Raw genomic sequence first — 12,310 nt, 5'->3', positions numbered from 1 at the left:
TCCTGTTCATGAACCACCCGAGCTTCGTCAGCCCAGACCTGATCCGCCAACGCTTTTCCAGGGCGATGTCCGACATGTATCGCGAGGAAGTGCCGTTGTACGGCGCGTTGATGGAGTTGGTGGAGCAAACCAACCGCCACGTACTGGACAGCAATCCGCTGATTGCGCAACAACTGGTCAGCACCGGTGAAATCGAACGCCTGGACCTGGAGCGCCATGGTGCGATTCGCGTCGGTACGGCGCAGGAACTGGCGACCCTCGCCCGCCTGTTTGCGGTAATGGGCATGCAGCCGGTGGGTTATTACGACCTGTCGCCGGCCGGGGTGCCGGTGCATTCCACGGCATTTCGCGCCGTGCACGAAGCGGCGTTGCAGGTCAGTCCGTTCCGAGTGTTCACCTCGCTGCTGCGTCTGGAACTGATCGATGACGTTGAACTGCGGGCGTTCGCCCAGTCGGTGCTTGATCAACGCTCGATCTTCACCCCTGCCGCCCTGAGTCTCATTGAACGCAGCGAAACACTGGGGGGCCTGACCGAACAGGAGGCAGATGAATTCGTCGAGCAGGCACTGGAAACCTTCCGCTGGCACCACAGCGCTACCGTGACCGCTGAGCAGTACCAACAGCTTAGCGCCCAGCATCGTCTGATCGCCGATGTCGTGGCATTCAAGGGCCCGCACATCAATCACCTGACGCCACGCACTCTGGACATCGACATCGTGCAAGCGCAAATGCCGGCCCATGGCATTACCCCCAAGGCAGTAATCGAAGGCCCGCCGCGCCGCCAGTGCCCGATCCTGCTGCGCCAAACCAGTTTCAAGGCACTGGACGAGCCGATTGCCTTCACCGATCAGCACCAGACCCGGGGCAGCCATAGCGCCCGCTTTGGCGAAATCGAACAACGTGGCGCCGCCCTCACCCCCAAGGGCCGGGCGCTGTACGATCGCCTGCTGAATGCCGCAAGGGACGAGTTGAAGGACTTCCCCAACGAAGCCAACGCCGCTCGTTACAACGCCCTCATGACGCAGCATTTCAGCGAATTCCCTGACACCTGGGAAGGCATGCGCCATCAGGGACTGGCGTACTTTCGCTATTTCGTGACGGAAAAAAACCTGGACTCGAACACACTGAAATCCTCGACCCTGGACGATCTGCTCAGCGGCGGTTATCTGCGCCTTGAACCGCTGGTGTATGAGGACTTCCTGCCGGTCAGCGCCGCGGGGATTTTTCAGTCAAACCTGGGGGATGCCGCGCAAACCCATTACGGCGTCCATTCCAATCAACATGCCTTTGAAACAGCCTTGGGGCGATCGACCCTTGATGAACTGGCGCTGTATGAAGAATGCCAACAGCGATCGATCGAACACTGTTTGGCAACACTGGGAAAGTGCCTTTAAATCGGGGAGTGGCCTGGCGCTTGACTTCAAAGCGGGGGCTGGGATGTTCAGGGTGAACATCTGATAGGTGATGCCTGAAGACAAAAGAAGTTACCCGTCGACCGATGTGTCAATACGGAAACAATCAGAAAACCAAAGGGTATATTTCGGCAGGATTCAAAAAAAGGCAACCCTGAGGTTGCCTTTTTGTTCTGCATTCAAGGGCTTGGCATATGAACCAAGAGTCCGCCCAGCGCAATGGCCTCGGCAATCCGTGCACTGGTAAAGAGCCGCGACACTGGGCGAACGAGAGGTATTTTAGTGCAAGTAGCGGAATAAGTCCGTGCTGCGAAGATGAAATTTCTCGACATTACATTTAATTACATTTAACTGCATATCGATTAAATACCCCGCTGGATATGTCCCAAACTCACCTGTTCGTTCATTAATCCGGGTTGTTCTTGTACAAAACTTGCACAAGAACAACCAACACATATAGATCCGCTGTCCGGTTTTACTGTTTGGTGGTAACCGTAAGGATGTCGGTGTACGTCACAACAACCGTCTGGCCAACTTTCAGGTCCTTGAGTTTTGCTTGAATTTCCGGCTTCTTGACGTCGACGGTCTTGGAATTACCCTTCGGCCCCTCGAACGTCACCTGGTTCTTGGCCAAATCGATATGGGTGACTTTCAGCTGAACCTGTACCTGACGGTAAGCTTCGCCACCAGGGTGATCACTGCCCGGCGCGGCGCGGACTTCACCGGCGCGTTCCATGCTGCCCGGCGGAGCTTTGTCGACACTGGTATCGAGGTAGGCGGCGACGGCGCTGGTGACCTGAATGTCGACCGTATCGCCAGCCTTCAGTTTGTCGACGTTTTTCGCCTTGTCGGTGAGTGTTACAGGAAACTCTTTACCGTCCGGGCCCTTGAGCACCACATGATGGTTGGGAGCATCAACCGAAACGACTGTAGTGGTTACCTTTTCAGTCACCACAACCTCGGACAACGGAACGTCTACGGCAAAAGCGTTGAAACTGGCGGCGGACAGCAGAGTGGCGAGGGCAATGGCTTTGGTCAGTGCATGGCGTTTCATAGGCAGAACTTTCCCTGTGATAGATGACAACAGACGGCGTTGAACCCCAAGTTCAACGCCACGTGTGGGATGAGCATAGACGCAGTTCAGAGGTTGTTCGCGGTTTCTTGCTTGGTGAACTCACCACTGGGCGGGTTATTAGCGTTTTTCTTGAGCCAGGTCAGTTCGCAGGCCTGCATGCGCCCGTGTCGCGTTGTTTTTCTCACGCTTCGGGGTTGTCGACTTCACGGGCGACGTTCACGGCCGGTGAGTCCTTGTGGGATTGCTCGGCCTGGTCCCGTAGGGTCTGCCACTGTTCGAGGTCGATGACGCCCTGCCCCAACAACTCATCAGCCAACCGCTGCAACTGACTGTAGTGAGCATCGGGCGATTGTTGCCAGTAGGCCTGGTCGTCGAACAGACGTTGCCACGTGTCGAGGTCAGGGGGTTTGAGGTCGTCGCTCATGGGTGGCTCCAGTGTGGATGGTCATTCGGTAGAAACCCGACCGCCCTGTGGAGTTCCGGCGGATTTCAATACCCGGTCATCTCCAGATACCCCTGCCCCGCATGACTGCCGCTCAAGCGCACGGGGCCTTCCCAGTACGCAATGCGCAAATCCATCCAGGTCTGGGCGTTGAGCGCGATGATCACGATATCAAGGTGTTTGCCAGGGATCTTGATGGCCCAGCGCGTCGGCATTTTGCGACCGGCGACATCGGCGGTGTCCAGTGGAATGAGGCTGATATCACTCGCGTGCAGTAATTGTGTCTGGCCTTGAGCGTCGATCCAGGTCCCCGTGAGGTAAGGCTCCCCGTCCTTTTGACGCATGCGGTAGAGCATCACTTGCTCGCCGCTGTCCAGGTGCAGGGAAAACCAGTCCCAACCGCTCTGATTGGCGGTCAAAGGCTGGCTGCTCCATTCTCGGTCGAGCCAGGCCGGTCCGCTGACCTGAACGGGTTTGCCGTCGATCTCCAGTACACCGCTGGCCTGGAAAAACGGCTGGCTGTAGTAATACGAAGCCTGGCCTTGTTCAGATTTCTGGCTGAAACCCTTATCACCCTGAAGCACCAGCGGGCGCGTCGACGTCAGCTGCAATTGATAGCTGAACGCCTTGTCGCGTGCGCTGAGTTGCATGAGCGCCAGCGGGTTTTCAGCGGTCCCCTGACTGCTGAACTGCCAATCGTCGATCCATGCCTTGAACGGCGTAACGCTGACCCCCGCCTGGCCGACTCCGCCCCGGGCATACCGTTCGGTCGCATGGTGCACCGTCGCCGACGTGACGGCCGCGTGCCCCAGCCAGATCGTTTGATTGCCCCAGCCGGGCTGCTCGGGCGTGGACTGCAAGGCACTGCGAAACAACGTCCATTGCGCACCGAATTCGTTGCCCTGAGCGTCCTTGAGATTAGCGGTGACGTACCACCACTCGATTCGAAACCCGTCGTGAGGCCCATGATCCGCCGGAAAGCTGAACGCCCGGCCGGGTGCCACCGGCGTGAACGTTGCCGCCTGGTTGCCCAGGCCGGCGAAGCCCTTTTCATCCGGCGCGGATTGCTCGCAAGCACTCAACAACAGTGCAATGAGCAACACGCCGACCTTAATCTTCATGGGCAAACGTCCTCAACAGGTCCGCCGGTTGCGTGCGATACAAACTGTACAGCGGCCACGCCGAAGCCAGTAAGGTCGCCAGCATCGCCAACCCCAGCAGTTGCAACAACTGCAGTGGAAACACTCCAAGCGGCAGTTTCCAGCCAAAGGCCTGCACGTTGATGACCGTGTCCAGACACCACGCCAGCGCGATACCCAGCGGCAGCGCCAGCACCAGGGTCAACAACGCCAGCAACCAGGTTTGCCCAAGGTTGAGCAGCATCAGTTGACGACGCGTCACACCCAGCGCCCACAGCGGCGCCAACTGGCCGAGACGGCTCTGGCTTTGGGTCAGCAGGCTGATGAACAGGGCCACGCCGGCCACGCACAAGGTCAGGCTGTTAAGCGCGGCGGTGGCGGCGAAGGTGCGTTCGAAGACCTGCGTGGACCAGCCCTTGAGCCGCGCCTGATCGACAATGCGACTGTCCTCCAGGGCGAAACGCGCCTGAAGCGCCGTGACAAATCCGGGGATTGACGCCGGATCGATGCGCAGATTGAAACGGTTCGGCGCGAGCTGCGGCCAACCGCGCCGCAGATGACTGATGTTGACCAGGACATGGCCCTTGGGATTGCCGTAGTCGGCGTAGATGCCGACGATTTGCGGCGACCACGGGCCATTCGGTGTGGGCAAGGTCAGGCGATCGCCCAGGTGCACCTTCAGCCGCCGGGCCAATTGTTCGCTGAGCATCACGGCGTCGTCCCTGGCCAACTGATCCCAAGGCTGCTCGCCCAGCGCTTCCAGCAATGGCCAATGCTGGCGATAGGTCGGGTGATCAATGATGCCAAACACCTCGGTCGGCCAGCCTTGCAGCTGAATCGACACCTGCCAGTTGGGCAGCGTTGCCTCCAGTTGCGGTTGCTGATCCAGCCACGTTTGCAGCTCCCGCGCCTGCGCCGGGTTTTGTGGGTTGAGGTAAAGTTCGGCGCTCAGGCGTTGTTCGAGCCAGTTGCTGAACGTCTGGCGGAATCCTGCGGTCATGCTGCCGGCGCCAATGTTCGCCGCCAGGGCCAACAACAGTGCCATCAATGCCAGGCTCAGGGCTGGCAATTGTTGGCGGCAATCGGCAAGAAACCATTGGCCAAGAACCGAACGACTGCGTTGCAATGCGAGATTGAGCAGCATGCTCAACACCACCGGCAACGCCAACGCCGCGCCGATCAACAACGCGGCCATCAGTACGAAGCCGCTGACCAGGCTGTCGCCGAAAATCAACGCCAGCAGTGCGATCACCCCCGTCAACATCGCCACCCAACCCTGACGTCGCAACCAGTGCGCGTGAGCCTGATGCCAGGCTTGCGGGTCGGCCAGCGCCAGCAAGGGCAAGCGCGCTGCCCGCAACAAGCTGCTGGCCCCGGCGAGCATGGCGCCGAACAGGCTCAAGCCGATGCCGCTGAACCACCACCACGGGCTCAGACTCAACTGCCCCGCCACTTCGGCGCCATACAAACCGCGCAGGCTGGCGGCGACATCTGGCAGCAACACGCTGGCGAGGACGTAACCGCTGACAACCCCGGCCACACCCCCGAGCAAAGCCAGCCCCCCCAGCTCGACGGCAAGACAGGTCAACAACATCCGTGCACTGCCCCCGCAGGCACGCAGGGTTCGCAACAACCCGCGGCGCTGCTCCAGCGCCAGGCCAATGGCGGCATGCACGATAAACAGACCGACCACAAATGACAGAACGCCCAAGGCATCGAGATTCAAATGAAAGCTTTCGGTCAGGCGCGCCAGGTTGTTTTCTTCGCCACGGGTCCGAAGTTGCAGTTGCCCCTTGAACTGATCGGGCAACGGCGCGGTGAAATCCTTCGGCAGCAGCAGGCGCGACAACTGATCCGGCAACCCCAGAATCTGCTGGGCAAAACCAATGTCCACCAGCAACAGACCGGGAGCCATGTCGGCTTGAACCTGCAATGGCGGCAGCGCCTGACCGTTCACCGCCAGTGGCCGGTCAGCCTCGTGCAGGCCCAAGGCTTGCAAGGTCTGCGGCGAAATCCAGGTCCTGCCCGGCGGGCTGAAAAATTCGACCACCTGCTCAATCGGCAACGCTTGCCCGGCCACCGCAGTCCCTGTCGGCAGCGACACGGGCTCGATGCCCATCATTTGCAAGCGCTGGTCTTCATGGCCCTTGAGCAGCACCCGCCCCTGCAGCACCGGCGACACCGGCCAACCGGCACGGCGCAGTTCGATAAACAGCTGCTGCGAAAACGTTCCGCCACCCGGTGCGCCGAGACTGGCCTGGGGTTCGCCACCGATCAATTGACTGGCCTTGGCGTAGCTTTCCCGTGCCTGGCTATTGAGCGCCTGCACCCCGGTCAGCAGACTGGTGGCCAGCCACAATCCGGTCAACACACTGAAAAACTGCACCGGATGCTGGCGCCAATGACTGAGCAACGCCCGCAGTGTTTGCGCAAAAATGCGCATGTCAGTGCCCGTCCACGTCGGCCAGACGACCACCGCGCAGCACCACTTTTTCCGCCAGCCGTGCGGCCACGCTGGGGCTGTGGGTGACCATCAGCAGGGTCGTCGGGCTGTCGTCGAGCAGCTCCAGCAACAGCTTCAATACCTCGCCACTGGTGGTTTCGTCGAGGCTGCCGGTGGGCTCATCGGCCAGCAGCAGTTGGGGTTTGGAGGCCAGCGCCCGGCCCAGCGCAACCCGTTGCTGCTGGCCACCGGAGAGTTGTTCGGGATAGCGCTCCAGCAAATCACCCAACCCCAGACGCTGCACCAGATGCGCCTGCCAGCGCGGATCATGGCGACCGGCAAGGCGCGCCTGAAAAGCCAGGTTGTCGGCGACACGCAAGCTGCCAATCAGGTTGAACTGCTGAAACACCAGACCGATTTCGGTACGCCGCCAGTTGGCCAGCTGCCCTTCCGTCATCCGCTCCAGCCGATGTTCACCACTGCGGATGCTGCCGCGGTCGACCTTGTCCAGCCCGGCGATCAGGTGCAGCAAGGTGCTCTTGCCGCTGCCGGACTCGCCCATCAGCGCCAGGCTGCTGCCGGGTTTGAGCGTCAAGTCGACACCTTGCAGCACCGGCAAGGGTCCTTGCGGTGTGGCGTAGCTTTTGAAAACACCGTGGACTTCGAGCATGGGTAAACCCGTTCGATACGCGTGGGCCAAGGATAGCGGCCTTGAATGATTTTTGTCCGGTGCTGATGATCGCCCTGACCGAGGGCCGCCCTACCCTCGAGGCTGGTCTAACCATAACGATAACAATCGGAGACGCCATGCCTCGTTTCACTTTGAGCCCTCGTGGCCTGTTGGCCTGCCTGATCACTGCCTGCCTGACGCAATCGGCGGGCGCCGCCGATGCGCCGGTCGCAGCCAGCGCACTCACCGCTGCCAACAACGCCGCGGTGCTGCAACAACTGCCTTTCACTGATCGCACCGATTTCGAGTCAGTCAGCAAGGGCTTGATCGCGCCGTTCAAAGGCCAGGTCAAGACGGCCCAAGGCAAAGTTATCTGGGATATTCAGGCCTACGACTTCCTCGCCAAGGATCAGGCACCGGACTCGGTCAACCCCAGCCTGTGGCGCCTGGCTCAGCTGAGCGCGCATGCCGGCTTGTTCGAAGTCAGCCCGCGTCTGTATCAGGTGCGCGGCCTCGATCTGGCGAACATGACCATCATCGAAGGTGACGACGGTCTGATCATCATCGACCCGCTGACCATGGCCGAAACCGCCAAGGCAGCACTGGATCTGTACTACCAGAACCGCCCGCACAAACCGGTGGTGGCGGTGATCTACAGCCATACCCACGTCGACCATTTCGGCGGTGTACGCGGGGTGATCGACGAGGCGGACGTCAAGGCCGGCAAGGTCAAGGTCTACGCCCCCGCCGGGTTCATGGAACATGTGATGAGCGAGAACGTGTTCGCCGGCAACGCCATGAGCCGCCGCGCACAGTTCCAGTTCGGCAGCCTGCTGCCCCGTGGTGAAAACGGCCAGGTCGATGCAGGACTGGGCAAGAGTTCGCCAAGTGGCGGTACCGTTACCCTGATCCCGCCCACTGACCTGATCGAAAAAGAACTGGAGAGTCGTACCATCGCCGGTCTGGAAGTCGAATTCCAGCTGACACCGGGCACCGAAGCCCCGGCGGAAATGAACCTGTACCTGCCGCAATTGCGCGCCTTGTGCATGGCCGAAAACGCCACGCAAATGATGCACAACATCCTCACCCCACGTGGCGCGCAAGTGCGCGATGCCAAGGCCTGGGCGCAATACCTGGACAGCAGCCTGGCGCGTTACGGCAACCGCTCCGACGTGCTGTTTGCCCAGCACAACTGGCCGACCTGGGGCGGTGAACGCATTCGCACCTTCCTCGCCGATCAGCGCGACATGTACGCCTTCCTCAACGACCGCACCTTGCACCTGCTGAACCAGGGCCTGACGCCGCTGGAAATCGCCGACGCGATCAAGAAGCTGCCGGGCACTCTCGACCAGAAGTGGTACACCCGTGGCTACTACGGCTCGCTGAGTTTCAACACCCGCGCGGTGTATCAGCGCTACATGGGTTTCTACGACGGCAACCCGGCCAACCTCAATCCGCTGCCGCCGGTGGAAACGGCGAAGCGCTCGGTCGAGGCCATGGGTGGTGAAGCGGCGGTGCTGGAGAAAATGCGCACGGCGATGGCCAAGGGTGAATACCGCTGGGCTGCGCAACTGGGCAATCAATTGCTGTTTGCCAACCCTGAAAACGCCGATGCGCGCAAAGCCCAGGCCCAGACACTGGAGCAAATGGGCTATCAAAGCGAGAACGCCACCTGGCGCAACATGTACCTGACCGGCGCCATGGAACTGCGCAACGGCGTACCGCCCAATACCGGCACCTCAGTGTCGGTGGACATGGTGCGGGCCATGAGCCCGGAGATGTTCTTCGACTTTCTGGCGATTCGCCTCGACAGTGAAAAAGCCGTGGGTCATGACCTGATCTTGAACTGGACCTTCGAGGATCAGAACAAGGACTTCAACCTGACCCTGCGCAATGGCGTACTCACCCATCGTACCGGGCTCAATCCCCAGGCGGAAGCCGGTGTCACCATGAGCAAGGCCACCCTGGAACAGATCAGCCTCAAGCAACTGGACATCCCGACGGCCATCCAGAAAGGCCTGATCAAATTGCAGGGCAATGGCCAGAAGCTCGGCGAGTTGATGAGCAGCCTCGATACCTTTGCGCCGCAGTTCAATATCGTGACCCCGTAAGTCAAAGCAAAAGATCGCAGCCTGCGGCAGCTCCTACGAAGAGCCCGCGTGGCTGCGGTATTCCCTGTAGGAGCCGGCTTGCCGGCGAAAGCGGTCTCAAGCATTGCGCCAGTCACACGGCCCTCTTCGCTGGCAAGCCAGCTCCTACGAAGAGCCCGTGGCTGCATGACTCCATGTAGAAGCCGATTTGCGCAGTGAGGTGCAAGACGGTATCTACGGTGGCCGCCGCAGCGGCGATCTTTTTTTCAGACTTGCTCAACCACCGGCATCCGCCAGCGCTGTTCAATCACTTCCTGCTTCGGCCCGTACAACCGCAAAATCACGGTAAACGCGCCCTGCGCCGGGGTCGGCAGCCAGTTGCTCGACGATGATGGCGCCGAAGGTTGCAGGTTCAGCGTCAACCCACCGTCTGCGTCCCTCTGCAAGTGATCGCGGCTGCTCAGGCAATAACGATCAATCGTATTGGCTACCAGTTGCCGGTCCGGCAAGTCGTACAGCGTCAGCGACCAGAATTCGCTGGCCGGTGGCAGTTGCCCCGGTGCGAAGCGAAGTCGATAGCGACGCCCACCTTGCAGTGGTTGCCCTTGATCATCCTGGCGGCTACCGGTGTAGAACGCCTCCTCCACACTGTTGCCGTAGATGCCGAGATTCGCGGCGACAGCACGGTTGAGGTAACTGCCATGCAACGCTTCACGGGTGCCAAACAGTCCAAGGGTACTGCGTGTCTGGCTGATCGCCGTTTGCAATTGCGCTTGCCCGTCCTGGATGCCGGCGATCAATGCCTGACGCACATCGGTCGGCAGTGTCGCCGCATCGAACGCCTGGCCGGGCACGATGCCGATCCGCGCGAAACGTGCACGCAAGCCCTGTTCAGAGGGATGCGTCGGGCACAGGCTGAGGATCAGGTTCAGCGCTGAAATAAAGCCCGGCCCCAATCCAGTCTTGCTGTCCCACGGTTGCCAGGCAATCACCGGCGCGGCAACCGGTGGCGCACTGCCGGTGTATTCATGCAGCGAGCGCAATCGGTACTGCTGCTGTAACGCACGCACGGCGGGCAGGTCATCGGCATTTTTCAGGCCGGTACGCCCCAGTACCATGACGATTTCGGTTTCGCTGCGCAGTACCGCCTTGATCCCTGCTGGCGTCTGGCCTTGCCAGTGCGGCCCGACGATCAGGTAATCCCCCGCTTCGCGACCGGTGCTGAGCACGCCGACATACGCGAAGTTGTGGGTGTATTGGTCGACCAGTTGGTGCACGTAATAGCGGTCTGCATCGACCGCTGGCACGCTCAACACTTGCGGCTCGCTGCGCAGGTCCAGCCAGGCCCAGGAGTACGGCGTGTCGTTGTTCGGGGTGACGATGTCGCGGTTGCTCGGGGTGAACAACTCGCTGTAATGACGAAAGCGATTGAAACCGCCGACGTACTCCGGCGCGGTCGGGTTGAGCGCCTGTTTTTCCAGGGTCTGGTAGTGCATGAGCATCGGATAGGCGTAAACCCATGCCTGCTGCGCGATTGCCCGCAGGTCATCGGAACCGGCGGCCAGTAACCAGCGCGGCAACATCAGGCTACCGCCTAGTACACCCATACAGCCCAACACCTGGCGGCGACTGACGATTGAATTCATGGTTCGACCCTCGCAATCGTCGGCAAGCGATAACGGCCATCCAGCGCCCCGTCTTTCGGCAAGTACAAGCGCAGTAACAGGTTGAATGGGCCTTGAGGCGTTGGCAGCCAGTTGCCCTGCGGCGCAGTCTTCGGCGCATCGGGTTGCAGGATCAGGGTCAGGCCGCCGTCGGCGTCGTACTGCAAGCCCGGGCTGCGATCCCCCAGGGCGTAACGCTGGATCGGGTTGGCCGCGAGCAATTGGGTCTTGCCGTCGTACAGGGTCAGCGACCAGAACGCGTTCACCGGCGGTAATTGCCCGGCCGGGAAATGCAGGCGGTACGCATGCTGGCCATCGAGCAGTTGACCTTGGGCATCACGCAGCGCCATCGGGTACAGCGCTTCCACCGGATCGTTGGCGTAGATGTAGCGCCAGGCGACGGCGGCGCGGGTCAAGTCGTCGTCACCGAACTTGCCGACATTGGTTGGTGAACGCAGCCAGCCCTGCTGCTCCACCGATATCTGGCTGGACGCTTGGCGCACTTGCTCTCGTCCCGCTTCGGCGCCTTGGGCAATGGCTTCGCTCAAGTCCGCAGGCGGTTGGAACGGGACGCCGGGCTTCACACCAATCACGGCGAAACGGTCGAGCTTCTTCTGTTCGCTGGCGGTCCATTGGTGCAACGGTGCCAATGCGTTGAACGTATCGAACAGCGCCTGGGCGGGACCGTGCTTGGTGTCCTGATAGGCGGGCAGTTGCAGCGGTGCCAACGGTTCAGGCGCCACGCGACCGCTCACTTTGGACAGGGGGTGCAACGCATAACTGCTCAACACCTGCGCGGCGTCTTTCTGATCGGCTTCACCCTTGACCTCGGTGCGCCCCAGCAGAAACACCAGACGACTCGGCGAGCGAATCACGCCGCTCAAACCTGACGGCACCTCACCCTGCCAGTCCGGCCCGGCGATGAGGAAACGCCCGGCCTGATGACCGGTGGCGCGAGTGCCGATGTAATCGAGGTTGTCGGTACGCAAGTCGACCAGTTGAAAGCTGTAGTAACGGCCTTGCACGGCGGGTACATCCAACACCATCGGCTCGCTGCGCAGGTCAAGTAACGCCCGGGAGTAGAACGTGTCGTTGTTCGGCGATACGACTTTGTTGTCTTGCGGGCCGAGCAATCGCGGTTCGCTGTAGAGCCGATTGAACGGCAGTTTGGCGGCGATCGCCGTGAGCACTTTGTCGTGCTCGGCGGTGGCGTAGGCGAACACATAGGCCTCTTGGGCCAGCGCTTTCGCCTGGGGTTGGTCGAGGGTTCCCGCGTGAACGGTGCCCAGGCTTGCGCCCAGGGCCAGAGCGGATATCCAGTGGCGCATGGTTGATCTCCTTCCTCATAAACATCAGCACACACCCGTCCCTGTAG

The 12,310-nt window shown here is 60.8% G+C and carries 9 protein-coding genes; 2 read left to right on the top strand and 7 right to left on the bottom strand.

The features are described 5' to 3' along the window. Positions 1-8 precede the first annotated feature (8 nt). Positions 9-1,394, top strand: coding sequence for a VOC family protein (locus tag QMK58_RS11800; protein ID WP_320396326.1), 1,386 nt, complete (start codon positions 9-11; stop codon positions 1,392-1,394). Positions 1,395-1,887: 493 nt separating this feature from the next. On the opposite strand, the gene QMK58_RS11795 is transcribed toward QMK58_RS11800, so the two are convergent. The 5 genes from QMK58_RS11795 to QMK58_RS11775 all read right to left on the bottom strand — a co-directional run bounded on the left by QMK58_RS11795 (position 1,888) and on the right by QMK58_RS11775 (position 7,181). Further along, the gene (locus tag QMK58_RS11795) at positions 1,888-2,466 is read right to left on the bottom strand and encodes a hypothetical protein (protein WP_053160391.1); all 579 of its coding nucleotides are present in this window, start codon (positions 2,464-2,466) and stop codon (positions 1,888-1,890) included. A 202-nt stretch (positions 2,467-2,668) separates the two neighbouring features. After that, positions 2,669-2,911: a hypothetical protein gene (locus QMK58_RS11790; RefSeq protein ID WP_053160393.1), complete on the bottom strand. Its 243-nt coding sequence runs from the start codon at positions 2,909-2,911 to the stop codon at positions 2,669-2,671. 65 nt (positions 2,912-2,976) lie between these two features. Beyond that, positions 2,977-4,050: a lipocalin-like domain-containing protein gene (locus QMK58_RS11785; RefSeq protein WP_320396325.1), complete on the bottom strand. Its 1,074-nt coding sequence runs from the start codon at positions 4,048-4,050 to the stop codon at positions 2,977-2,979. Further along, entirely contained in the window at positions 4,040-6,511 is a 2,472-nt protein-coding gene (locus QMK58_RS11780) for an ABC transporter permease (RefSeq protein WP_320396324.1), read from the bottom strand. The genes QMK58_RS11785 and QMK58_RS11780 overlap by 11 nt, the downstream gene beginning before the upstream one ends. Before the next feature lies 1 nt (position 6,512). Next, positions 6,513-7,181: an ABC transporter ATP-binding protein gene (locus QMK58_RS11775; RefSeq protein ID WP_053160398.1), complete on the bottom strand. Its 669-nt coding sequence runs from the start codon at positions 7,179-7,181 to the stop codon at positions 6,513-6,515. 137 nt (positions 7,182-7,318) lie between these two features. Between QMK58_RS11775 and QMK58_RS11770 the strand changes: the two genes are divergently transcribed. Further along, positions 7,319-9,292: an alkyl/aryl-sulfatase gene (locus QMK58_RS11770; protein ID WP_320396323.1), complete on the top strand. Its 1,974-nt coding sequence runs from the start codon at positions 7,319-7,321 to the stop codon at positions 9,290-9,292. Positions 9,293-9,537: 245 nt separating this feature from the next. Here the strand turns inward: QMK58_RS11770 and QMK58_RS11765 are convergent, their stop codons facing one another. Both QMK58_RS11765 and QMK58_RS11760 read right to left on the bottom strand, forming a co-directional pair. Continuing rightward, complete coding sequence (locus QMK58_RS11765; protein ID WP_320396322.1) at positions 9,538-10,917, bottom strand: DUF1254 domain-containing protein; 1,380 nt, start codon at positions 10,915-10,917, stop codon at positions 9,538-9,540. Next, entirely contained in the window at positions 10,914-12,263 is a 1,350-nt protein-coding gene (locus tag QMK58_RS11760; protein WP_320396321.1) for a DUF1254 domain-containing protein, read from the bottom strand. The genes QMK58_RS11765 and QMK58_RS11760 overlap by 4 nt, the downstream gene beginning before the upstream one ends. Positions 12,264-12,310 lie beyond the last annotated feature (47 nt).

It is taken from the genome of Pseudomonas sp. P8_241 (genome assembly GCF_034008315.1).
Lineage (GTDB): Bacteria > Pseudomonadota > Gammaproteobacteria > Pseudomonadales > Pseudomonadaceae > Aquipseudomonas.
This window is presented reverse-complemented; position numbering and strand designations above follow the sequence as displayed.